Source organism: Ferrimonas gelatinilytica, assembly GCF_039544205.1.
Lineage (GTDB): Bacteria > Pseudomonadota > Gammaproteobacteria > Enterobacterales > Shewanellaceae > Ferrimonas > Ferrimonas gelatinilytica.
In genome coordinates this window covers 267598-290164 of sequence record NZ_BAABLF010000005.1, presented here as the reverse complement: position 1 = coordinate 290164, position 22567 = coordinate 267598, and the positions used below count along the sequence as shown (strand labels likewise).

General features: G+C 56.7%; 19 protein-coding genes and 1 tRNA gene. 16 read left to right on the top strand and 4 right to left on the bottom strand.

From position 1 onward, the window contains the following. Positions 1 to 178: 178 nt before the first annotated feature. The 11 genes from gyrA to ABD997_RS03610 all read left to right on the top strand — a co-directional run bounded on the left by gyrA (position 179) and on the right by ABD997_RS03610 (position 13558). A complete protein-coding gene (gene gyrA / locus ABD997_RS03660) occupies positions 179 to 2815 on the top strand; it encodes a DNA topoisomerase (ATP-hydrolyzing) subunit A (RefSeq protein WP_345315657.1) in 2637 nt (878 codons plus the stop codon). Between the two features lie 59 nt (positions 2816 to 2874). Beyond that, positions 2875 to 3939, top strand: a complete 1065-nt coding sequence (gene serC / locus ABD997_RS03655; protein WP_345315656.1) for a 3-phosphoserine/phosphohydroxythreonine transaminase — start codon at positions 2875 to 2877, stop codon at positions 3937 to 3939. A gap of 37 nt (positions 3940 to 3976) precedes the next feature. Then, the gene (gene hisC, locus ABD997_RS03650) at positions 3977 to 5080 is read left to right on the top strand and encodes a histidinol-phosphate transaminase (protein WP_345315655.1); all 1104 of its coding nucleotides are present in this window, start codon (positions 3977 to 3979) and stop codon (positions 5078 to 5080) included. Between the two features lie 16 nt (positions 5081 to 5096). Continuing rightward, entirely contained in the window at positions 5097 to 6386 is a 1290-nt protein-coding gene (aroA, locus tag ABD997_RS03645; RefSeq protein WP_345315907.1) for a 3-phosphoshikimate 1-carboxyvinyltransferase, read from the top strand. Positions 6387 to 6503: 117 nt separating this feature from the next. Continuing rightward, entirely contained in the window at positions 6504 to 7196 is a 693-nt protein-coding gene (cmk, locus tag ABD997_RS03640) for a (d)CMP kinase (protein WP_345315654.1), read from the top strand. A gap of 92 nt (positions 7197 to 7288) precedes the next feature. Then, entirely contained in the window at positions 7289 to 8959 is a 1671-nt protein-coding gene (gene rpsA / locus ABD997_RS03635; RefSeq protein WP_345315653.1) for a 30S ribosomal protein S1, read from the top strand. 72 nt (positions 8960 to 9031) lie between these two features. Further along, on the top strand, positions 9032 to 9313 hold the full coding sequence (ihfB, locus tag ABD997_RS03630) for an integration host factor subunit beta (RefSeq protein WP_345315652.1): 282 nt from the start codon (positions 9032 to 9034) through the stop codon (positions 9311 to 9313). 111 nt (positions 9314 to 9424) lie between these two features. Further along, positions 9425 to 9700 (top strand): LapA family protein, encoded by a 276-nt coding sequence (locus tag ABD997_RS03625; RefSeq protein WP_345315651.1) that lies wholly within the window; start codon positions 9425 to 9427, stop codon positions 9698 to 9700. Continuing rightward, entirely contained in the window at positions 9693 to 10853 is a 1161-nt protein-coding gene (gene lapB, locus ABD997_RS03620; protein ID WP_345315650.1) for a lipopolysaccharide assembly protein LapB, read from the top strand. Before ABD997_RS03625 ends, lapB begins: the two co-directional genes overlap by 8 nt. A gap of 18 nt (positions 10854 to 10871) precedes the next feature. Beyond that, the gene (gene pyrF / locus ABD997_RS03615; protein WP_345315649.1) at positions 10872 to 11573 is read left to right on the top strand and encodes an orotidine-5'-phosphate decarboxylase; all 702 of its coding nucleotides are present in this window, start codon (positions 10872 to 10874) and stop codon (positions 11571 to 11573) included. A 242-nt stretch (positions 11574 to 11815) separates the two neighbouring features. Continuing rightward, positions 11816 to 13558: an acyl-CoA dehydrogenase gene (locus tag ABD997_RS03610; protein ID WP_345315648.1), complete on the top strand. Its 1743-nt coding sequence runs from the start codon at positions 11816 to 11818 to the stop codon at positions 13556 to 13558. A gap of 15 nt (positions 13559 to 13573) precedes the next feature. Here the strand turns inward: ABD997_RS03610 and ABD997_RS03605 are convergent, their stop codons facing one another. Further along, complete coding sequence (locus ABD997_RS03605; RefSeq protein WP_345315647.1) at positions 13574 to 13888, bottom strand: hypothetical protein; 315 nt, start codon at positions 13886 to 13888, stop codon at positions 13574 to 13576. A 240-nt stretch (positions 13889 to 14128) separates the two neighbouring features. Continuing rightward, a complete protein-coding gene (dacB, locus tag ABD997_RS03600; protein WP_345315646.1) occupies positions 14129 to 15529 on the bottom strand; it encodes a D-alanyl-D-alanine carboxypeptidase/D-alanyl-D-alanine endopeptidase in 1401 nt (466 codons plus the stop codon). A gap of 79 nt (positions 15530 to 15608) precedes the next feature. Here dacB and cydH point away from each other — a divergent pair, with 79 nt between their 5' ends. The 5 genes from cydH to ABD997_RS03580 all read left to right on the top strand — a co-directional run bounded on the left by cydH (position 15609) and on the right by ABD997_RS03580 (position 20404). After that, the gene (gene cydH / locus ABD997_RS14965) at positions 15609 to 15701 is read left to right on the top strand and encodes a cytochrome bd-I oxidase subunit CydH (protein WP_425557037.1); all 93 of its coding nucleotides are present in this window, start codon (positions 15609 to 15611) and stop codon (positions 15699 to 15701) included. A gap of 234 nt (positions 15702 to 15935) precedes the next feature. Continuing rightward, entirely contained in the window at positions 15936 to 17288 is a 1353-nt protein-coding gene (gene pssA / locus ABD997_RS03595) for a CDP-diacylglycerol--serine O-phosphatidyltransferase (protein ID WP_345315645.1), read from the top strand. Positions 17289 to 17340: 52 nt separating this feature from the next. Next, complete coding sequence (locus tag ABD997_RS03590) at positions 17341 to 18531, top strand: methyltransferase (protein ID WP_345315644.1); 1191 nt, start codon at positions 17341 to 17343, stop codon at positions 18529 to 18531. A gap of 115 nt (positions 18532 to 18646) precedes the next feature. Continuing rightward, positions 18647 to 19837: an amino acid aminotransferase gene (locus ABD997_RS03585; RefSeq protein ID WP_345315643.1), complete on the top strand. Its 1191-nt coding sequence runs from the start codon at positions 18647 to 18649 to the stop codon at positions 19835 to 19837. A 493-nt stretch (positions 19838 to 20330) separates the two neighbouring features. After that, a tRNA-Cys gene (locus ABD997_RS03580) sits at positions 20331 to 20404 on the top strand. Positions 20405 to 20446: 42 nt separating this feature from the next. Here the strand turns inward: ABD997_RS03580 and ABD997_RS03575 are convergent. Further along, on the bottom strand, positions 20447 to 21400 hold the full coding sequence (locus ABD997_RS03575) for a zinc transporter ZntB (protein ID WP_345315642.1): 954 nt from the start codon (positions 21398 to 21400) through the stop codon (positions 20447 to 20449). A 121-nt stretch (positions 21401 to 21521) separates the two neighbouring features. Next, on the bottom strand, positions 21522 to 22553 hold the full coding sequence (locus tag ABD997_RS03570) for an extracellular solute-binding protein (RefSeq protein ID WP_345315641.1): 1032 nt from the start codon (positions 22551 to 22553) through the stop codon (positions 21522 to 21524). Between the last annotated feature and the right edge of the window lie 14 nt (positions 22554 to 22567).

Genomic DNA, 22567 nt, shown 5'->3' with positions numbered 1-22567 from the left:
CTGCCTTGATAGCCATTGCAACGTTGCGTCTCGATTATATCGAGCGAGAGGGATGGTCGAAACTCTTGTAAGCCTTCTTTTGCAGAATCCTTGTGTTAGAATCCCAAACCACTGTTTTTACCGGTAGGACCGGGGCGGAGACCGTTGTGGAAACCGCTGTGAGGGGATCGAGCATTTTATGACTGATCTGGCCAAAGAAATCACGCCTATCAACATTGAGGAGGAGCTCAAAAGCTCCTACCTGGATTACGCCATGAGCGTGATCGTCGGGCGTGCTTTGCCTGATGTACGTGACGGCCTGAAGCCGGTGCATCGTCGCGTGCTGTTTGCAATGAATGAACTGGGCAATGACTGGAACAAGCCCTACAAGAAATCTGCCCGTGTGGTCGGTGATGTGATCGGTAAATATCACCCGCACGGTGACAGTGCCGTTTACGACACCATCGTCCGTATGGCACAGCCCTTCTCACTGCGGTACACCCTGGTCGATGGCCAGGGCAACTTTGGGTCGGTGGATGGCGACTCTGCGGCGGCGATGCGATACACCGAAGTCCGGATGGATAAGATCGCCCACCAGCTGCTGGCGGATCTCGATAAAGACACCGTGGATTATGTGCCCAACTACGACGGCACAGAACAGATCCCGGCGGTGTTGCCGACCCGGGTTCCCAACCTGTTGGTCAACGGAGCCTCCGGTATCGCCGTGGGGATGGCCACCAACATCCCGCCCCATAACCTCTCTGAAGTGGTCGATGGGTGTCTCCACCTGATCGACAACGAAGACGCCAGCATCGATGAGCTGATCGAGATTATCCCCGGTCCCGATTTTCCCACCGGTGGCATCATCAACGGCCGTAAAGGGATCTTCGATGCCTACCGTACCGGTCGGGGTAAGATCTATGTCCGGGCCAAGACCGAGGTGGAAACCGACCCCAAAGGTCGCGAAGCGATCATCGTTAATGAGATCCCCTACCAGGTGAACAAGGCGCGGCTGATCGAGAAGATCGCCGAGCTGGTGAAAGATAAAAAGATTGAAGGGATCAGCGGTTTGCGTGATGAGTCCGACAAGGACGGTATGCGGATCGTGATCGAGCTCAAGCGCGGTGAGGTGCCGGAGGTGGTGCTCAACAACCTCTACGCACAGACCCAGATGCAGACCGTGTTTGGTATCAACATGGTGGCCCTGGCCAACAATCAGCCGAAGATCTTCAACCTCAAAGAGACGCTGCAGGCCTTTATCCGCCACCGTCGAGAGGTGGTGACCCGGCGCACGGTGTTCGAGCTGCGCAAAGCGCGGGATCGGGCCCACATCCTTGAAGGGCTTGCCATCGCCCTGGCCAATATCGACCCGGTGATCGAGCTGATCCGAAAGGCGGCAACACCGGCGGAAGCACGCGAAGGCCTGCTTAACCAGGGCTGGGAGCTGGGCAATGTGGCCACCATGCTGGAGCGGGCCGGCGACGACGCGGCACGTCCGGAATGGTTGGCGCCGGAGTATGGCATTCGCGATGGCAAGTACTACCTGACCGAAGAGCAGGCCAAAGCGATTCTGGATCTGCGTCTGCACAAACTCACCGGCATGGAGCACGAGTCCATTCTGGAGGAGTACCGTGGTCTGCTCGATCAGATCGCGGAGCTGCTGCATATTCTGGCCTCCACGGCGCGCCTGATGGAGGTGATCCGTGAGGAGCTCGAAGAGATCAAGGCCAACTTTGGTGACGAGCGTCAAACGGAGATCTCCGCCTCTTCTGCCGATATCTCCATGGAAGACCTGATTACCCGGGAAGATGTCGTCGTCACCCTGTCTCATGAAGGCTACGTCAAGTACCAGCCGTTGTCGGATTACGAAGCACAGCGTCGCGGTGGCAAGGGTAAATCGGCCACCAAGATGAAGGACGAAGATTTCATCGAACGTCTGCTGGTGGCCAATACACACGACACCATCCTCTGCTTCTCGACCATTGGTAAGGTGTACTGGATGCGCGTATTCCAGTTGCCTTTGGCCAGCCGTGCTGCACGAGGACGTCCTATCGTCAACCTGCTCCCCCTGAGTGAGGGTGAACGGATCACCGCGATCCTGCCAGTGTCCGAGTACTCTGCGGATCGCAACATCCTCTTTGCCACCGCCAAGGGTACGGTCAAGAAGACCGCACTGGATGCCTACAGCCGTCCGCTCTCCTCGGGGATCCGGGCGATCAACCTGGCGGATGACGATGAACTGATCGGCGTCGATATCACCTATGGTGATGACGAGGTGATGCTGTTCTCCGACGCGGGCAAGGTGGTGCGCTTCAATGAGGACCAGGTTCGTCAGATGGGCCGGACCGCTACCGGTGTTCGGGGGATCTCCCTGGATGACGCCGGTCGTGTGGTGTCGCTCATCGTACCTCGTGGCGACGGGGCAATCCTGACGGTGACCGAGAACGGTTACGGTAAGCGAACTGATCAGGCTGAGTACCCGACTAAGAGCCGCGCCACCAAGGGGGTGATCTCCATCAAGGTGAGCGAGCGTAACGGTCCGGTGGTTGGTGCGGTGCAGGTCAACGAAAATGACGAGATCATGATGATCAGCAACGCCGGTACTCTGGTACGTACCCGGGTCTCCGAAGTCTCCGAGGTGGGGCGGAACACCCAAGGGGTGATCCTTATCCGTACCTCCGATGATGAGCAGGTGGTGGGACTCCAGCGCATCGAGGAGATGCCAGAGGAGGAGATGCTCGAAGGCGAGGAGGGGGTTGACGCATCCTCGCAGGAGGGCAACACTGCTGAGGCCCAGGCTGAGCAAGACCCTCAGGATAATCAAGGCGAAGATTAATATTCGCGGTTCTGTGCGGGCGCCCTATGTGGCGCCCGTACTGTTTTCAGGACAGAGCAATGACCGTATACAACTTCTGCGCGGGTCCGGCGATGCTGCCCGCAGATGTGATGACCAAGGCACGAAACGAGTTTCTTAACTTTCAGGATTTGGGGGTCTCGGTGATGGAGATCTCCCATCGTAGCAGCCCCTATATCGCCTTGGCGGAAGAGGCCGAACAGAACCTGCGTGATCTGATGGGGATCCCCGATGATTATGCGGTGCTGTTCATGCATGGCGGGGCCCGGGGCCAGTTTTCCGCCGTGCCGCTGAACCTGCTGGGGGAGGGCAAGGCGCTCTACCTGAACAGCGGTCAGTGGTCCGACGCGGCGGGCGTGGAAGCGGCCAAATACGGTACGGTTGAAACCCGGGATCTGCGCCGCAGCGCCGGGGATCTGGACTTGGGCGATCTCGGTGATACCCGGGGTTACCGCTATGTCCACTACTGCCCTAACGAGACGGTCAATGGCACTGCGCTATTCGATCTTCCCCAAGTGGACTCCCCATTGGTGGCGGACATGTCCTCCTGCATTCTGGGCCGTGAGGTGGAGGTCTCCAAGTTTGGCCTTATCTACGCGGGGGCGCAGAAAAATGCTGGGCCGGCGGGCCTGGCTTTGGTGATCGTCCGTCGGGATCTGCTTGGACAGGCGGATCCCAAGACGCCCGCCATCCTGGATTACGCTCTGGCGGATAAAACCGACTCCATGTACAACACACCGCCGACCTACCCCTGGTATCTCGCCGGCGAGGTGTTCAAGTGGGTGAAAACCCAGGGCGGGGTAGCGGCCGTCGCGGAGAATAATCGGGCGAAGGCCGACAGACTCTATCAGTTTATCGACGACAGTCCCTTTTACCGTAATGAGGTCGCAGCGCATTGCCGCTCGGAGATGAATGTCACCTTCCAGCTTCAGGATACAGCGCTTGATGCCCGCTTTTTACGGGAAGCCGAGGCGGCAGGGCTGATGGCGCTGGAGGGACATCGGATGGTTGGCGGTATGCGGGCCAGTCTTTACAACGCCATGCCGATGGCGGGCGTTGAGGCCCTGATCGCTTTCATGAGCAGATTTGAACAGGAACACGTTTAACCGGTTCCTGAAAAACATAAAGGAGTAGAAAGATAAGATGGATATTTTGGCATTAGCACAACCCGGCGTCAGCGGCCTTCACCCCTACCAGCCCGGAAAACCGGTGGAAGAGCTTGAACGGGAGATGGGGATCCGGGAGATCGTCAAACTGGCCTCCAATGAGAACCCGTTGGGGGCGAGCCCCAAAGTCGCTGCCGCCATCGCTGAGCAGTCTGAGCAGATCTGCCGCTACCCGGATGCCAATGGGTTTTATCTCAAGCAGGCGCTGTCGGCCATCCTGGGTGTGGGCGGGGATCAAATCACCCTAGGTAACGGCTCTAACGAGGTGTTGGAGATCCTGTTTCGCACCTTCGTCGGTGCCGGCGACGAGGTGATATTTGATGCCCATGCGTTCATCGTGTATCGACTACTGACTCAGGCCAGCGGGGCTACCGCCGTTGCGATCCCCTCACAGGATTGGGGCCACGATCTTGATGCCATGCTCCTGGCGATCACCGAACAGACTAAGCTCATCTGCATCGCCAACCCTAATAACCCGACCGGGACGTTTCTCAGCAAAGAGGCGCTGGCTTCCTTTATGAGCCAGGTACCGAAGCAGGTTCTGGTGGTGCTGGACGAAGCCTACTTCGAGTATGTCCCCGTGGAGGAGCGGGCACCCACCGTCGAGTGGCTGGCACAGTACCCTAATCTCTGCGTCAGTCGCACCTTCTCCAAGGCCTATGGATTGGCTGGGCTGAGGGTTGGGTACCTGGTGAGCAGCGCGGAGATTGCCGATCTGCTGAACCGGGTACGGGAGCCTTTTAACTGCAACAGTCTTGCCCTTGCCGGGGCCCAGGCTGCCTTGGCAGACCAGGAATTTGTAACCCGCAGCGTTGAATTGAATCGAACTGAAATGGCGCGCCTTGAAAGCTACTGCCAAGAGCGGGGGATTGATTACATCCTAAGCTACGCAAACTTCATTACCATGAAGCTGACGCCGGCGGATGAGATCTACCAGGCGCTGTTGACACGCGGTGTGATCGTTCGCCCCATTGCCGGTTACGGCATGCCAGATCATCTGCGGGTGAGCATCGGATTGCCGCAGGAGAACGACCGCTTTATGGCCGCGCTGGACGAACTCTTGGTTGAAGCCCGCCCCTAACCATCGAAAGAGCATGATGAAACAGATTACCCTCGACCCCATCGCCTCCGTATCGGGCGAGATTTACCTTCCCGGCTCCAAGAGCATCTCTAACCGTGCCTTGCTGCTGGCGGCGCTGGCAGAGGGGGAGACGACGCTGACCAACCTGCTGGACTCCGACGATATTCGGCATATGCTCGACGCACTTGAGCGCCTGGGCGTGGAGTACCAGTGGAGGCCGGAACAGCGGGAGATCCAGGTGAAGGGGCAGGGTAAGCCGCTGGCCCAGGGCAGCCCGGCGAAGCCGCTTGAACTTTACCTGGGAAATGCCGGCACCGCCATGCGTCCGTTGGCCGCGGCACTGACCGTGGGTGATGGGGCGTTTGTCCTGACCGGTGAGCCCCGGATGAAAGAGCGTCCCATTGGCCATCTTGTCGAGGCCCTGAGTGCGTTGGGGGCTCAGATCCGTTACCTAGAAGAGGAGGGCTTTCCGCCGTTGGCGATCACTGCGGGTGCCCTCAAAGGCGGTGAGGTGTCTATCGACGGCAGCATCTCCTCCCAGTTTCTCACCGCGTTGCTGATGATTGCGCCGTTGTGTAAGAACGATTTGACCATCTCGGTGCGCGGAGAGTTGGTGTCTAAGCCCTACATCGATATCACTCTGGCACTGATGGCGCGTTTCGGCGTTCGGGTGGACAACCAGGGTTACGAAAGCTTCCGGATCCAATCCGGGCAAAGGTACATCAGCCCGGGTCGATTTATGGTCGAGGGGGATGCCTCCTCGGCATCCTATTTTTTGGCTGCGGGAGCATTGGGCGGCGGGCCAGTGACAGTACATGGCGTTGGGCGCTTGAGCCTCCAGGGCGATAAGTATTTCGCGGATGTTTTGGCAGACATGGGTGCGGAGATCCAGTGGTTTGATGACAAGATTGTCGCCAAAGGTGGAAAGCTGGTGGGTATCGACATGGATCTTAACCACATCCCCGATGCGGCGATGACCATCGCGACGACAGCCCTCTTTGCCGAGGGCCCAACCACCATCCGCAATGTCTACAACTGGCGAGTCAAGGAAACTGATCGTTTGGCCGCCATGGCTAAGGAGCTGAGCAAAGTGGGTGCGCAGGTAGAGGAGGGCAACGACTACCTTAAGATCACCCCGGTTCCGTCATTGCGCCATGCTCAGATCGACACCTATAACGATCACCGCATCGCCATGTGCTTTTCGCTGCTGGCCGTTGGGGGGCAAAAGGTCACCATACGTGACCCGGATTGCACCCGGAAAACCTTTCCCGATTACTTTGAAAAACTTAAAAGTATCAGTCATTAGAGGAATAACCTCGGCGCTGACACTGTGAACTTTGGGGGCCTTGTGTATAATGCCCCCCGATTTCATAAGGGCCCGGACATTGGCGTCGGGCACCAAACCAAAGGTTGGAGGATAACTATGCCTGAACAGGCACCGGTTATTACCATTGACGGACCCAGTGGGGCCGGCAAAGGAACCATCTGCCAGTTGCTGGCGACGCAGTTTGGTTGGCACTTGTTGGACTCTGGAGCCATCTACAGGGTGCTGGCCCTTGCGGCGTTGCACCATGATGTCGCGCTGGATAATGAAGACGCCTTGTCCCTGCTCGCGGCGCACCTCGACGTGCAGTTCCACCCCTCGGCAGAGGGCGTTCGAGTGGTGCTGGAAGGGGAGGAGGTCTCCAAGTCGATCCGCAGCCAGGAGTGTGCCGATGCGGCCTCCAAAGTTGCTGTTTTCCCAAGAGTTCGTGAAGCTCTGTTGCGGCGTCAAAGAGCGTTTCGCCAAAAGCCCGGTTTGATTGCCGACGGTCGCGACATGGGGACCGTGGTCTTTCCCCAAGCACAGGCGAAGATCTACCTGACCGCCAGCGCCGAAGAGCGCGCTGAGCGTCGCTTCGCCCAGTTGAAGGAAAAGGGCTATGATGTTAGCATTGACCGCCTTTTAGAAGAGATCCGCGAGCGTGACGAGCGAGATGCCAACCGCAAGGTGGCGCCGCTAAAGCCCGCCGAGGATGCTCTGGAAGTTGATACCACAGGGTTAAGCATCGACCAGGTTCTGGTTTCGGTGCTAAGCCACGTGGAAAAAAGTTTGGAACAAACCAAGCCGGTTTGAACCTCAGGAGTCTGCAGCATGGATGTCGCAGGCAAAGGACAACAACCCCGCGTCCAGGATGGCCGTGGATGACCTATTTGAATTGAAATTACATGACTGAATCATTTGCTCAGCTGTTTGAAGAGTCCCTGCAGAATCTGGAAACCCGCCCGGGTGCCATCGTAAAGGGTACTGTAATCGCCATCGAGAACGGTATCGTTCTGGTTGACGCTGGCCTGAAATCTGAGTCTGCTATCCCGGCTGACCAGTTCAAGAACGCCAAAGGCGAACTGGAAATCGAAGTTGGCGCCGAGGTAGATGTTGCCCTGGACGCAATCGAAGACGGTTTCGGTGAGACTCAGCTGTCTCGCGAAAAAGCCAAGCGTCACGAAGCTTGGGTTCGTCTGGAAAAAGCTTACGACGACCAGGAAACCGTTATCGGTGTCATCAACGGCAAGGTCAAAGGTGGCTTTACCGTTGAGCTCGAAGGCATCCGTGCGTTCCTGCCCGGCTCTCTGGTTGATGTTCGTCCGGTTCGCGACACTGCGCACCTGGAAGGCAAAGATCTGGAGTTCAAGGTTATCAAGCTGGACCAGAAGCGTAACAACGTGGTTGTTTCCCGTCGTGCCGTTATCGAATCTGAAAACAGCGTAGAGCGTGAGCAGCTGCTGGAGAACCTGGCTGAAGGTCAAGAAGTTAAGGGTATCGTTAAGAACCTGACCGACTACGGTGCTTTCGTAGATCTGGGCGGCGTAGACGGCCTGCTGCACATCACCGATATGGCTTGGAAGCGCGTTAAGCACCCGAGCGAAATCGTAAATGTTGGCGACGAGATCAACGTTAAGGTTCTGAAGTTCGATCGTGAGCGCACCCGTGTTTCCCTGGGTCTGAAGCAACTGGGCGAAGATCCGTGGGTATCCATCGCTAACCGCTACCCGGAAGGCGCCAAGCTGACCGGTCGTGTTACCAACCTGACCGACTACGGCTGCTTCGTTGAGATCGAAGAGGGCGTTGAAGGTCTGGTACACGTTTCTGAGATGGATTGGACCAACAAGAACATCCACCCGTCCAAGGTTGTTAACCTGGGCGATTCCGTGGAAGTGATGGTTCTGGACATCGACGAAGAGCGTCGTCGTATCTCTCTGGGCCTCAAGCAGTGCAAGTCCAACCCGTGGGAAGACTTCTGTCAGAACTACGCCAAGGGCGACAAGGTTTCCGGTAAGATCAAGTCTATCACTGACTTCGGTATCTTCATCGGCCTGGAAGGCGGCATCGACGGCCTGGTTCACCTGTCAGACATCTCTTGGAACGCCAACGGTGATGACGCCGTTCGTGACTTCAAGAAAGGTGATGAAATTGACGCAGTGGTTCTCTCCGTAGACCCTGAGCGCGAGCGCATCTCTCTGGGTGTTAAGCAGATCGAAGAAGATCCTTTCAACAAGTACCTGTCTGACAACAAGAAGGGTGCTATCGTTAAGGGTACCATCACTGCAGTTGACGCCAAGGGCGCCACTGTAGAGCTGGGCGAGAATGCTGAAGGTTACATCCGTGTTGCTGACATCTCTCGTGACCGCATCGAAGATGCCAGCACCGTCCTGAGCGCCGGCGAAGAAGTAGAAGCGAAGATTATGGGCGTTGACCGTAAGAACCGCACTATCTCTCTGTCTATCCGCGCTAAAGACGAAGCGGAAGAGAAAGAAGCTATCGACGCTCTGAACCAGAAAGAAGAAACTGTGTTCTCCAGCGCCATGGCCGAAGCCTTCAAGGCAGCCCGCAACGACTGATCGCCTGCGGTTTGAGGGAGGGGAAACCCCTCCCTTATAAGGCGACTGTATTGGCTATTCAGGAGAGCGAGGATGACGAAGTCCGAACTGATTGAAAGACTTGCCAGCAAGCAGTCGCACCTTTCCGGTAAAGATGTGGAAGGTGCCATTAAAGAGATGCTCGAGCAGATGGCGTCGACTCTGGAACACGGTGATCGTATCGAGATCCGAGGTTTTGGAAGCTTCTCTTTGCACTATCGTGCGCCTCGCGTCGGCCGAAACCCGAAGACGGGACAATCGGTTGAGCTCAATGGCAAGTATGTTCCGCACTTCAAGCCTGGAAAGGAACTGCGCGAACGCGTGAATAACGCGTAATCACGTCGAACAAAACCCCGCCACAACGGCGGGGTTTTTTTATCTTCGGTAGCCTGCGTCTGTTTTTTGTTGGATAATTCAGGCTAACTCGCGATAAAGAAAAGGGTTGGTGTGAAAGCATTTTTAGTCGCAGCCTGCGTGGCGGCATTGTTTGTACTGGCACTGGCTTTTGGTGCCCGTAATGAGCAGATGGTCACCATCAACTACTTTATTGCCCAAGGCACGTTCCCACTGCCTTGGGTACTGGCGGCAACCTTCCTGCTCGGTTTCCTGATTAGCTGGGTATTGTCGTTGCTGGTGGTCGTGAAACTGAAACTCGCCTTGCGCCGGGCCAGAGCGCAGTACCCGCGCCCACAAGATCAGAACTCCCCCAACACCAATGCTTGAACTGCTGTTTCTGCTGCTACCTGTTGCCGCCGCCTATGGTTGGTACATGGGGCGGCGCAGTGTCAGGCTGTCACAACAGCGAAACCAGTCTAGTCTCTCGAAAAATTACGTCGAAGGTTTGAATTACCTCCTGTCGGATCAGCCCGACAAAGCGGTGGATCGTTTTATCGAGCTGCTTCAGGTGGACTCCGAGACTTTCGATACCCACCTCTCCTTAGGCAATCTCTTCCGCAAGCGCGGCGAAGTCGATCGAAGTATTCGTTTGCATCAAAACCTGATTGCAAGGCCAAACCTGACTCTGGAACAGCGCGATCTTGCGATGATGGAGCTGGCGAAGGACTATCTCGCCGCAGGACTGTTTGACCGTGCCGAGGAGATCTTGCTGCAGTTGGTTAAAGAGCCGGATCATAGTGAGGAAGCGGAGATCCAACTTCTGTCGATCTACCAGGCGAACAAGGAGTGGTGGAAGGCGATACGTCTGGTAAAGCGGTTCAAACGCATTGATCGAAAGCGGTTGATACCTCAGGTTGCGCACTTTTACTGCGAACTCGCGCAATTGGAAGAGGCGCACTCTGAGAAAGTAAAACATTGGTTTAAGGCGCTTAAGGTCGATCCCGCATGCGGGCGGGCCAACCTGGAACTGTTTCGCATTGCACTTCAGACGGACAACAACGACGAAGCGGTGAAGGTGCTGGAGCGGCTTGCAGAGCATAGCCCTGAATGGTTTGTGGAAGCCCTGCCAGATGCGCACGGCTGCTTTTCTGGTCATCAACAGCTGAATCAATATCTGCACCTGTTGGAAAGGGTTTGGCAGAAGCAGCCGCTGGCGAGCACGGCCCTGGAGATGGCAGATTGCCTGGTCGAGCTACAACGCAAGGACGAGGCTAAGGCACTCGTTATGAACCAACTGAAACGGCACCCCTCAATGCGGGTGTTCCACCGTTTGATTACGGTGCAGGCGGAAGCACTTCCTGATGCCTCCGCCAGCAACAGCCTCGTTTTATTGGGTGATCTGGTAAAGCAGCAGATCAAACTTAGACCGAAATATCGCTGTCAGCAGTGTGGCTTTCCCGGCCATAGCTTGTACTGGCAGTGTCCATCTTGTAAGTCCTGGGGGCAGATCCTTCGGATCCGTGGTTTGGACGGTGAATAATAATATTGGAGAAAATAGATGAACCTGGGCGCTAAAGTGTTAGTTGCTTTGGACTTTTCAAATGAGTCTGAGGCGATGGCGTTTGTTGATAAGTTGGACCCCAGCGAGTGTCGGTTGAAAGTGGGCAAGGAGATGTTCACGCTTTTTGGTCCACAGTTCGTCAAATCCCTGGTGGGGCAGGGCTTCGATGTTTTCCTCGACCTCAAGTTCCATGATATTCCGAACACGGTGGCCCGCGCCGTGGCGGCGGCGGCCCAGCTAGGGGTCTGGATGGTTAATGTTCATGCATCCGGTGGCAGTAGAATGATGAAGGCTGCCGCCGAGGCGCTGGAACCGTTCGGAGAGAGGGCTCCCAAACTCATCGCGGTCACCGTGTTGACCAGCATGGATGAGTCAGAGCTCTCTGAGATCGGTATTGACCCCGATGGGGATGCCCAGGTGCTGCGTTTGGCCACCTTGGCAAAGTCCTCCGGTCTGGATGGCGTCGTATGCTCGGCGCGAGAGGCGGCGATGCTCAAAGGCGAACTGGGTCCTGAATTTGAGTTGGTTACGCCGGGGATCCGCCCTGAGGGGGCGGAACTGGGCGATCAGCAGCGGGTCATGACACCGGCACAAGCACTGGCTGCTGGCAGCGATTATCTGGTGATTGGTCGCCCCATCACCCGAGCTTTGGACCCCCTGGCTGCGCTGCGCGAGATCAACCGTTCCATATCTGCGTAAGCAGGTTGCATACACGGACGCCAAAGCCCTGTCGGCTTTGGCGTTTTTTATACCTTTTCGGACCCGTTTCAGGCGTGCCAACGCTTAGTCAGCGCGGTCACAACTCGCAGTTTCGTCGGTGAGCCATTGCCCCTGATAGGGTGGCTGGTCATGATGCAGCCAAGGCTTGCTTTCATCCCGAAGTCGCTTAATATGAAACGAGCGTTTAAATTGACCGTTAGTTACTACTGAAGGGATCCCCCATGAACTACCACGCGCCACTGAAGGATATGCAGTTTCTACTCAAGGACGTTTTCAAGGCGGAATCAGAGTGGGCCAAGATGCCCGCGATGGCAGACGCCATCGAGATGGACACGGCGATGGCCATCTTGGACGAGGGCGCGCGGTTGACCTCAGAAGTGATTGCGCCAATCAACCGACCTGGTGATGAGCAGGGGGTGCGGATCCTAGATGGTGTAGTCACTACGCCGGATGGTTATAAGGAAGCCTATCAGCTTTATGCTCAGTCCGGGTGGGTGGGGTTTGGCGGCGATCCTCAGTATGGCGGGATGGGGATGCCGAAGATGCTGGGGGTATTGTTTGAAGAGATGTGCTATAGCGCCTCAAACGCGTTCGCACTTTACAGTTCCCTGACGGCAGGTGCTGCACTTTGCTTGGCCAGCCATGGCACTGAAGCGCAGAAAGCCCTCTATCTTCCCAAGCTCTACAGTGGCGAGTGGACCGGCGCCATGGACATGACGGAACCGCAAGCGGGCTCCGATCTCAGTCCGGTGCGAACCAAGGCGGAGCTCGATGAGAATGGCCAATATCGGATCACGGGCACCAAGATCTTTATCACCGGTGGCGACCATGACCTGGCTGAAAACATCATCCACCTGGTACTGGCGCGATTACCCGATGCCCCGGCGGGTAGCCGTGGTCTCTCCCTGTTCGTGGTGCCCAAATATCAGGTCAAGGCGGATGGAGCCCTTGGTGAAGCCAATGGGGTGACCTGTGGCTCCATCGAACACAAGATGGGGATCCAGGCTTCTGCTACCTGCGTCATGCACTTTGATGGCGCCCGAGGTGAGTTGGTGGGTCAGGCGAATCGTGGTTTGCATGCCATGTTCACCATGATGAATTACGAGCGTCTCTCTATCGGGATCCAGGGACTGGGGTGTGCGGAAGCGGGGTACCAGATGGCGGCCTCCTACGCCAAGGAGCGTAACCAGGGCCAGGGTAAGGATGGCTCAGCCCTGCCGATTCTGGCTCATGGCGACGTGCGCCGGATGCTGATGACTAATGCGGCCTTGACGGAAGCGGGTCGCGCGCTGGCGGTATTTACCGGCCTGCAGTTGGATAAAACTAAGTTTGGCGAAGGGGAGCAGTCAGCTGCTCAGTCCTTAGTGGGGCTGTTGGTACCACTGTGTAAGGCCTTTTTCACCGATCTGGGGCTTGAGTGCAGCGTACTGAGTCAGCAGGTGTTCGGTGGTCACGGTTATATCCGTGAGACCGGGGTAGAGCAATTGGTTCGGGATGTGCGCATTGCCCAAATCTATGAGGGCACCAATGGGATCCAGGCGCTGGATCTGCTCGGGCGTAAGGTCCAACCCCACGACGGGGCGGTGCTCAAATTGCTGGTCCAGGAGCTGGAGAGCACCTGTGCTGAACTTCCGGCGCAGTGGGACACTGAGGCATCCCGGATTCGTCAGGCCTTTGGCGACCTGCTGGATGCGGCGATGACGCTCAAAGCCAGCGATGAGGCGGCGGATGCGCTTAACTCGGCAGCGGTTGATTACCTGCACGCCATGGGTTACGCGGTCTACGGACTGATGTGGTTAAAGATGGCCACGGTTTTTGACCATGCGGAGCCCGCTTTGTCAGCGCGCAAAACACATCTAATGCGATTCTTTTTTGCCCGTATCTTCCCAAGATTTGACGCCCATCTGGCGTCCGCACTCTCGGACGTTGAGATCACCAAGGGGATGCCCGCCGACCTCTTCTAAAGCGGAGGCCGGCGGTTAAGAACGCCGGCCCTGGATTTTTCTGGCCGGGATCTCATGGATGGTGGCGGCGGGTTTATAGTGATCCGCCACCTCTTTCCAATAGAGTTCGGGTAAGTAAAACAGGTAATACTTTTCCCTGAGCGTGTCGGTGACAAATCCCATGCCGCGCCGGGTGAGCTCGAAATGAACGTCGGCAATAAAATCCTGCCTTAACGTATGGCGTCCTGACAGGCTTTTCAGATCCTCTTTGTCTAAATAAACCCCTTCCTCATAGTCGCCAAATCGATCAATCATCCAGGCGGCAAATTCCTTAGCGCTTTTCATCGACATAATTGGTCACTCCCCCATGATGGCCGATTTTGACGGCCAATGAGTAAGTTATAGTCGACTTTACTGAACGTGAAAAAACTTTGCGCAACTCAAACGTGGTGAGCAGAGGGTGTGGTTAAGGGTCGGGTGTGGTGGCTCCAAGGGGGAGTTTGAGTCAGCCGATGAAAATGAACTTCAGGATTTTATCGGCCAGCTCAATAAAAACTCGATTTAGGTGCGCCTGTGAATGACTACTTGAGTCTACTGAGTCTGTGCCTGATTCAAACTGCTCATGCAGTCCTCAGTGATGCAGCGGTAGAGATTCTGCTCGAACTGAGATAACTCCATGGCGATGGTTTTCTGATCACCGACCAGGCCGTTGATCAGCTGGATTACAATCAGCGGGGAGTCTCCCTCCCGTTGCAGGTATCCGGCAAGGTTTCGCACCTGTTTGAAACTGCCACTTTTCGCTGCGAGCTTCCCGCTGATCGGTTTGAGACCAGACCGCCACTTCAGAGTGCCACTTTCACCTGCGATGGGGAGCAGGTTGCGCAACTCAGCGAGGCGTGGATCCTGCTGCCAGGCCATAAGTACCTGTGCCAGTTGACGGGCGCTTATCAGGTTGTAACGGCTGAGCCCGGAGCCATCGAAGAGATCACTGTTGCTTAAATCTATTCCGAGCTGTTTGCGCAGGATCTGCTTAACCGCGACAATGCCTCCCGGAAAGCTTCCTCCCTGATGGTGAAATGAGTGGGCAATGGTCCGCAGTAACGCCTCGCTCAAGGCATTATCCGAATCCTCCAGCACCCTCCTAAGTAGAGTGCTCAAGGGTGCAGACTGATGTTGCGCCAAGACTGGCTGCCCTGGTTGGCCTTCACCTACCCGGATCTCACCATGCAGACGGATACCTGCTGCGCTGAGCTGCTGGTAAAGGATCTCTGTGACATAGTGGTGGGGATCGGTTACCGCAATGGCCAGCGTCGTTGGCTCGTTGAGGCAGCCGCGCAGTGTGTAATGGTTCTCGGGCTTCCTGTCCATCTCCAGCGGGCAGAGAGAGGAGGTGGGGGCCAGTCTCAGCTCCTGTTCGACGGAGATCGGAAGGTGGGCTGGCTTCTGCAGGCTCAACCGGTTAGCGCGCTTTCGGATCGCCACCGTGGCACAGTTTTTATCCAGCATAACGGCAGAGGCAGGGGAGGCGTAACAGATCCCCAAGTCATCCCAGGGCCAACCCGGGGCGCGGTCATACCCGTCAAATAGGTGTCCGTCGAGGATCAGATCACCATTGATCTGCCTGACTCCCTCCCGAGCCAGTGTCTGCACCATGTAGGAAAGATCGGCCCTGCGCAGGGTAGGATCGCCACGCATCATCAAAACAAGATCCCCGGGCAGTTGATCCATCACCGGCCTCGGACCCCGGAATTCGGTCACGAAACGGAAAGACTCGCCGAGTTCGAGCCAGGCAGCCGTCGCTGTGACCAGTTTCAGGGTGGAGGCAGGGATCATCTGCCGATCGGCATTGAATTCGTAGAGAGGGTTACCGTCCGTATCGGTGATCAACAGTGCCATCTGGCTGCCAAGGGGCAGCAGGGTCTTAAAATCTGCGTAATCGGCGTAAGCCCTGTTGAGGCTGAGCAGAATTAGGACGATGGCTAGGATGCGCATAGAGTTATTGCCTGACTTGATACTGAAGGAAAGCGTTGACCATAATGAAATAACATTGAGATAGCTATGGTAAAGACTGATGAGTGACAATCTACGCTACGCGTTATACACAACCGTCTTCGCTCTGGGTGTTATCGTGCTTCTAGCCGTGACGGCCGTGACGTTCGCCTGAACGAATTTCCTCCCGGGTGATCCGGTCCACAAATAATCTCTTGGCAGCACTGCTAAGTGCAAGTGCTGTCAGTCATTTTTCTAATAGACTTGCTCAAGTTAAGGGGGTCTGTTTTACTAGCGCGCTAGTTCTTCAATCTCTGTTGCCGCGATTGCCGATGATTCTGGCGTAACGCTGGCCGAAACATATGGACCTCATTACCCCGTCCGGCTAACTGGGTGGGAAAAGAATACTATGCAATTGGCATCCCAATCCCCTGATCGCTGGCAGCAAACGCTTTCCGGACGTACCCTGGAGGCGTCCAGTATCGAAGTGCTGACTAGCACCGCCGAGTATCGAGACCGCCTGTTTCAACTCATCGCTTCCGCTACCCGCCGAATCCATATTGCCGCGCTGTACCTGCAAAATGACGATGCTGGCCGGGCGATTATGGAGGCGCTGTACGAAGCGAAAAAGAGGACACCGGATCTTGATGTCCGGGTACTGGTGGATTTCCACCGGGCACAGCGGGGGCTCATCGGCAAGGGGCCGCAGGTTGGCAATGATCAGTTTTACCGTGAGGTAGCCCAGAAGTACGCGCCGGTTCAGATCGAGTTATACGGTGTTCCGGTCAAAAGCCGGGAGTGGGCTGGCGTTCTGCACCTCAAGGGCTTCGTCATCGATGATACCGTGGTTTATAGCGGTGCCAGCATCAATGATGTCTACCTGCAGTGGCAAGAGCGCTACCGGTATGATCGTTACCATTTGATCCATGATCCGGTCCTGTCGGACAGCCTTTCTAACTTCATGCTTGAGGATTTGATCGGCAGTGAAGCGGTTGTCTCCCTCCTCGATACTCCGATCCCCAGTGTCAAGGCGCTGCGGCGCAGCATTAAACAGCTGAAGATGCGCCTGAGTCGAGCGAGTTACGCTTTACCGGAAGATAACGGCACAGGTTCGGTGACCGTATTCCCGCTGATTGGACTTGGGCGTCAATCCAATCAGTTGAACCGCACCATCATCGATATGCTTAAGGGGGCGCGCAGCTCGGTTTTCATCTGTACCCCCTATTTCAACCTGCCTAGCCAGTTAAGCTCGGTGATTGGCCGCTTGTTGAAGCGGGGCGTGAGAGTCCAGATCGTGGTGGGTGACAAAACGGCCAATGATTTCTACATGCCGCCGGAGCAGGGGTTCTCATCGGTAGGCGCCTTGCCCTACCTGTATGAGCAGAACCTCAAACGGTTCGCCAAGCGTTACCAGGGGGCTATCGACCATGGTCTGCTGGATCTGCAACTGTGGTTTGATAACAGCAACAGCTTCCACCTTAAAGGCATTCAGGTCGATGACCGCCACTATCTGCTGACCGGCAATAACCTGAATCCTCGTGCCTGGGCCCTGGACCTGGAAAATGGTCTACTGCTGCAGGATAACCGGGGGCAGCTAAAGGCCAAGTTTGAACGTGAGCGCCAAACCATCCTTCAACACACGACGCGTCTGAATAACCACCAGGAACTGGAGTCGCTCAATGAGTACCCGGCCCAGGTTACCCGGCTGCTTAAACGCCTCCAGCGTGTAAGGGCTGACCTGCTTCTTAAGCGGATGCTTTGAAGCCTACCTTGCCCCGTGATCGCTTGGATTGCTCTTGGATAGGTGCATCGATATGGATCTGCAGCAGAGATTTGACCGCCTGCGGGAGGCGTTAATCGCTGGTGAACCCTTTTGGCGTTCTCCCCCATTTGTCGATCCATACCCGGTGTGGTTAACGCGTTTTCCTGAACTGGCGACCGCGTTGATGGCGCTCAGTGACAGCGAGCTTGAGCACCTCGAGCAGGATGACGAGCGCAGAATCCACTGGCTCGCTCCTTACCTGCCGGCTCTGTCATCACTGCTTCCTCTGATCAAGGTGCCTCGGGGCGTCACCGAGTTGGACTTTATCCCCAACCCCCGGCAGTTTGCCCATATTCCCGGCCGCAAGTGGTCTCAAATTCAGGCGTTTTGCGCCAACTTGGAACACCATGAAGGCACCTATCTCGAATGGTGTGCCGGAAAAGGGCATTTGGGTCGTTTGACGTCCCACCGCTTCCAACAACCCGTCTGCTCTTTGGAATACGATGGCGCGCTGTGTGAAGAGGGCGCCCGCTTGGCACAGCGCAATGGCACCGCACAGCGCTTCGTTTGCCAGGATGTGATGGCCCCCTCGGTGGCAAACCAACTTCCAGGGGTAGGTACGGCGATGGCGCTGCACGCCTGTGGCGACCTGCATGGCCAACTGCTGCAACTGGGCGTTGCCGAACGGATCCCTAACCTGCTCGTTAGTCCTTGCTGCTACCACCTTACAGCCCAACCTCACTACCAACACTTCTCTGCACATGCCAAGCGTCGGGGGTTGGCGCTGAGCAAGTCGGAACTGCGCCTGGCGGTAGAGGAAACGGCGACAGCACCGGCAAAGGTGCGCCGGCTTCGCCGCATTGAGGTCTCCTATCGTCTGGGGCTTAAGGCGCTCTACCAGGATCAAAAGGGGGAAGTGGCGAGTCTGCAGGTGCCATCCTGCGCCAAGTCTATCCTCGGCGAGGGGTTCGCGGCGTTTTGCCAGTGGGCGGACGCGCAGCGTGGCCTGAGCCTGACCGCCCCGATAGATTGGAACCACTACCAGAGCCTTGGTGAAATGGCTTGGCAGCGCCAGATCCGTCTGGAGCTGTTACGCCACACCTTTCGGCGTCCATTGGAGCTTTACCTGGTGTTGGACAGGGCTCTGTACCTGAAGGAGCAGGGCTATGAGGTCAGCGTATTGACCTTTGCAGAACGTGACACCACCCCGCGCAATCTGCTTATCCGGGCCGTTCGTCGCTAAGACTCGACTCTGGGACTGGTCTATCGCTTTTGCCCGTCGCTGAGGAGAGACTCAACAGCGCTTTAATGGTAGAGTTACCTGCCGATAACCATAACGAGAAGTAGCCTCTAAGCCTATGTTTGAAAAGATAGAATTAGCACCTGCCGATCCCATCCTGGGCCTCAACGAAGCGTTTCGTGCCGACCCTCGCGAGGGTAAGGTAAATCTCGGTGTCGGGGTGTATAAGGACGAGGTAGGCGACACGCCGGTGTTGCACTGCGTTAAGCAGGCAGAGGCGCGTCTGTTGGCGGATGAGCAGACGAAAAGTTACCTTGGGATCGATGGTCATGCCCAGTTTCGCTCCTTGGTCCAACCCTTGCTGCTCGGTGCCGATCATGCCGTGCTCATTGAGGGGCGGGCCCGCACCGTTCAGGCGCCCGGTGGCACGGGCGCACTGCGGATCGCAGGAGACTTCGTTAAGGGCAATACCGAGGTTCGGCGCGTCTGGATCTCCAACCCAAGTTGGGCAAACCATCGACAGATCTTCGAGGTTTGCGGGTTCGAAGTGCGGGAATACCGTTATTACGACAAAGCCGAGAGGGCGCTGGATTTTGACGGCATGCTGGCGGATCTTGATACCCTCGGGCCCGAGGACCTAGTCGTGCTGCACGGTTGCTGCCACAACCCGACCGGTATCGATCCCAGTGGTTCACAGTGGGACCGTTTGGCGCAAAGTGCGAAAGCGCGGGGCTGGCTACCGCTATTTGACTTCGCCTATCAGGGCTTTGCCACTGATGTCGAGCAGGATGCCGCCGGATTGCGCCAGTTTGCTGCGCAGTTGGATGAGCTGCTTATTGCGAACTCTTTCTCCAAAAATTTCGGTCTCTACAATGAGCGCATCGGCGCCATGACGGTGATAGCCGGCGATGGGGCATCCGCTGACCGGGCCTTGTCTCAGGTCAAACGGGTGGTACGGGCTAACTACTCCAACCCGCCAAGCCACGGGGCCGCGGTGGTGGCTACGATCCTTGGGGACACCGCCCTGAAGGCGTTGTGGTTGGAGGAACTCGGACAGATGCGAGAACGGATCCACGCCATGCGTCACGCTTTTGTCGCGGGGCTCGCAACGGAAGGTGTCGCTGGCGACTTCAGCTTCATCGAACGTCAGAATGGCATGTTCAGTTTCTCTGGGTTGAGCCCGGTGCAGGTGAAGGCGATGCAAGAGGAGTTTGGTATCTACATCGTGGGTTCCGGGCGGATCAATGTCGCAGGGCTTACAGAGCAGAACCTGCCGCTGATCATCAAGGCGATCGCCGCCGTCAGCTAAGCCTCGTCGAATCATTAACATCAACACCACGCTCCCGGGCGTGGTGTTTGTGTTTCTGGTGTCCTCACCATCACTCCGTTCAGGGCACAGTGTCGTGTCGGGACGGAGGAGGGCGATAGAGCAGATGGTCGGATACCCGGTAGCACGCATCATCGATATCTATGAATGTCGTGTTCTCGATACCTTGGGTCTGGAAGTGGGGCCAGCCACTCGCTTCGCCGCCGGCTAAAGCGATGCCGAACGGGCAAAGATACGCCCTGGTCTGCGTACCCCTTTGGCAGGGCATGAGATGGCGCAAAGTGTAGGTTTATGGGGCAAGGAATGAGTAACGACCATGATGGACAAAGCTTGACCGCCACGGACAGTTAACGAGGCTAAATATCGGATCCAGCTCAAATTCGCTGTGCTTTTCCATTGCATGCACACGTTGTCTCTGGCTTAATGGCGGCCGCTGAAGGAGAGAGCGAACGCTCAAGCTTCATCAGTTCAATATGGCGCGTTGGCAGAGTGGCTATGCAGCGGATTGCAAATCCGTGGACCTCGGTTCGACTCCGGGACGCGCCTCCATATTCGACGACAAAGCGACCCTCTAGGGTCGCTTTGTGCGTATTAGAGCCAGCGTTTGAGTCGGAACGCCACGGTAACCACCACGCCGATAAGGGTCATACTGGCAACAAACCACCAAAATGCCATCGGGGAGTCCGTACCCGGCATCCCGGCAATATTGACGCCGAACAGCCCTGTAAGGAAGCCCAGGGGCAGGAATACGGCCGCGATCAAAGAGAGCAGGTACATCCGCTGGTCCATGCGGTCCGTGGTGCGGCTGAGGTTCTCTTCATTAACCACCGTTGCGCGCTCACGAACCTCGCTCAGTAGGTCCAGGTGGGCGGAAAGACGTGCCCCCAACTCTCTTAGATAGTGCTGCTGAGCCGGACTGAAGAGATCCACCTCCAGCTCTTCTAAGTGCGCCAGCGCCTCCCGTTGGGGGCCCAGATAGCGCTTAAGGGTGATGACCTGGCGACGCAGCTCCGTGAGCGGCACTCGGGTATCCAGTACCAGATCATCCAGCATCTGCGCTTCCATGGAGGAAACGGTCTCTTCCAGTGTATCCAGGGTATCGCTCATGCGCAGGATCAGGCTCCGTGTCAATGCGATAACCAGCTCTGCGCTAGTATGTGGCCCCTTGCCCTGGGCCAGGCGCTCCACCAGATCGTCCACCGATTTCAGCGCACGGGACTGGCTGCTGATCACCCGATGTTTCGTGATCCAGAGTCGGATCGCCACCATATCCTCTACCGGTTGTCCGCCGTTGAAATTGAGTCCGCGCAGGCAGATCAGTACCCCTTGAGAATCCTCCTGGATACGGGGCCGGGTGTCTTCATCCTGCAGGGCATGGCGGACCCACTGCGGCAGGTCCTCCTGCTGGGAGAGCCACTCGCGGGCATCTTGATGGCGATAGTCAAGGTGAAGCCAGGTGAGCCCGCCGGCCGGCGGCGCGGCCGAGTGCGTTGGCCGCGCGCCACCCAGGCCATCCAGTAATAAGCAGTGATGAAAGAGTGACATAGAGATCTTCACATGGATCGAGTCTTCTGACGTTAACATGACTTGTGGGAATGAACAGCCACCGTGAGGGTGTCAGAGACGAAAAAGGCTGCCGAAGCAGCCTTGAGCGGCGCGTGTCGCGTCAACGACCGGTGCGCAGACGTTGCCAATAGCGATCGTAGATCTCCACGGCTTCACCGACGTCGGATTGGAACTCCCCTGCTTCAATGACGTCGGCCGGGGGAAAGACCATGGGATTTTCAGCGAAATCTTTATCCAACAGTGACTTGGCAGTCTTGTTCGGTGTCGGGTATCCAATCTCCTCGCACACCTTGGCCGCCACTTCGGGGCGCAGCAGGAAGTTGATCAGTTTATGGGCAGCTTCGACGTTCTTTGCCCCTGCCGGGACCGCCAGGTTGTCCATCCAGAAGATCGCCCCCTCTTTGGGATAGATCATGTTGATGGCGGGATCCTCCTTCTGCGCTTCAAACGCTGACCCGTTCCAGATCATGCCGAGCACGGTATCCCCGGCGGCATAGGGAGCGCCCGGGTTATCGGAGTTGAAGGTGAGCGCATTGGGCATCAACTCAGTCAGCAGTTGGTAAGCTTCCTCGATCTCTTTCGGATCCCGGCTGTTGGAGCTGTAGCCCAGAATTTTCAGAGCCATATGGAACACTTCGCGGGGATCGTTCATTAGCATCAGCTCGCCGCGCCACTGCTCATCCCAGAGGTCCTTCCAGCCTGTGATGGTGGCAGGATCCACCTCATCGGTATTGATGCCGATGCCGGTGGCGCCCCAGATGTAGGGCAGGGAGTAATGGTTGCCGGGATCATACTCCTTGTCCAGAAGCGCCGGATCCAAATGCACCAGGTTGCTCAGCTGCGTCTTATCCAGGGGCTTGAGCATCCCTTCTTCCGCCATCTTGGCGATGTAATAGGTGCTGGGAACCACGAGATCATAGCCCTCAGAGCCGGTGAGCTTGAGCTTGGCGTACATCGCCTCGTTGGAGTCGTAGGTGGTATAGATCACGCGGATCCCCGTCTCCTGTTCGAACTCCTGTAACAAGCCATCAGGGATATACTCTGACCAGTTGTAGAAGTAGACCACGTCATCGTCAGCCTGGGCTAACCCGCCCACCGCGGCCAGCACCACAGCTGCCAGCACTCTCTTCATTCCAAGCATTACCT

What these genes read in the sequence shown, in the direction of transcription:
- gyrA (WP_345315657.1), top strand. Translation starts at nt 179, where the DNA reads ATGACTGATCTGGCCAAAGAAATCACGCCTATCAACATTGAGGAGGAG.
- serC (WP_345315656.1), top strand. Translation starts at nt 2,875, where the DNA reads ATGACCGTATACAACTTCTGCGCGGGTCCGGCGATGCTGCCCGCAGAT.
- hisC (WP_345315655.1), top strand. Translation starts at nt 3,977, where the DNA reads ATGGATATTTTGGCATTAGCACAACCCGGCGTCAGCGGCCTTCACCCC.
- aroA (WP_345315907.1), top strand. Translation starts at nt 5,097, where the DNA reads ATGAAACAGATTACCCTCGACCCCATCGCCTCCGTATCGGGCGAGATT.
- cmk (WP_345315654.1), top strand. Translation starts at nt 6,504, where the DNA reads ATGCCTGAACAGGCACCGGTTATTACCATTGACGGACCCAGTGGGGCC.
- rpsA (WP_345315653.1), top strand. Translation starts at nt 7,289, where the DNA reads ATGACTGAATCATTTGCTCAGCTGTTTGAAGAGTCCCTGCAGAATCTG.
- ihfB (WP_345315652.1), top strand. Translation starts at nt 9,032, where the DNA reads ATGACGAAGTCCGAACTGATTGAAAGACTTGCCAGCAAGCAGTCGCAC.
- lapB (WP_345315650.1), top strand. Translation starts at nt 9,693, where the DNA reads ATGCTTGAACTGCTGTTTCTGCTGCTACCTGTTGCCGCCGCCTATGGT.
- pyrF (WP_345315649.1), top strand. Translation starts at nt 10,872, where the DNA reads ATGAACCTGGGCGCTAAAGTGTTAGTTGCTTTGGACTTTTCAAATGAG.
- ABD997_RS03610 (WP_345315648.1), top strand. Translation starts at nt 11,816, where the DNA reads ATGAACTACCACGCGCCACTGAAGGATATGCAGTTTCTACTCAAGGAC.
- ABD997_RS03605 (WP_345315647.1), bottom strand. Translation starts at nt 13,888, where the DNA reads ATGTCGATGAAAAGCGCTAAGGAATTTGCCGCCTGGATGATTGATCGA.
- dacB (WP_345315646.1), bottom strand. Translation starts at nt 15,529, where the DNA reads ATGCGCATCCTAGCCATCGTCCTAATTCTGCTCAGCCTCAACAGGGCT.
- cydH (WP_425557037.1), top strand. Translation starts at nt 15,609, where the DNA reads ATGAGTGACAATCTACGCTACGCGTTATACACAACCGTCTTCGCTCTG.
- pssA (WP_345315645.1), top strand. Translation starts at nt 15,936, where the DNA reads ATGCAATTGGCATCCCAATCCCCTGATCGCTGGCAGCAAACGCTTTCC.
- ABD997_RS03590 (WP_345315644.1), top strand. Translation starts at nt 17,341, where the DNA reads ATGGATCTGCAGCAGAGATTTGACCGCCTGCGGGAGGCGTTAATCGCT.
- ABD997_RS03585 (WP_345315643.1), top strand. Translation starts at nt 18,647, where the DNA reads ATGTTTGAAAAGATAGAATTAGCACCTGCCGATCCCATCCTGGGCCTC.
- ABD997_RS03575 (WP_345315642.1), bottom strand. Translation starts at nt 21,400, where the DNA reads ATGTCACTCTTTCATCACTGCTTATTACTGGATGGCCTGGGTGGCGCG.
- ABD997_RS03570 (WP_345315641.1), bottom strand. Translation starts at nt 22,553, where the DNA reads ATGAAGAGAGTGCTGGCAGCTGTGGTGCTGGCCGCGGTGGGCGGGTTA.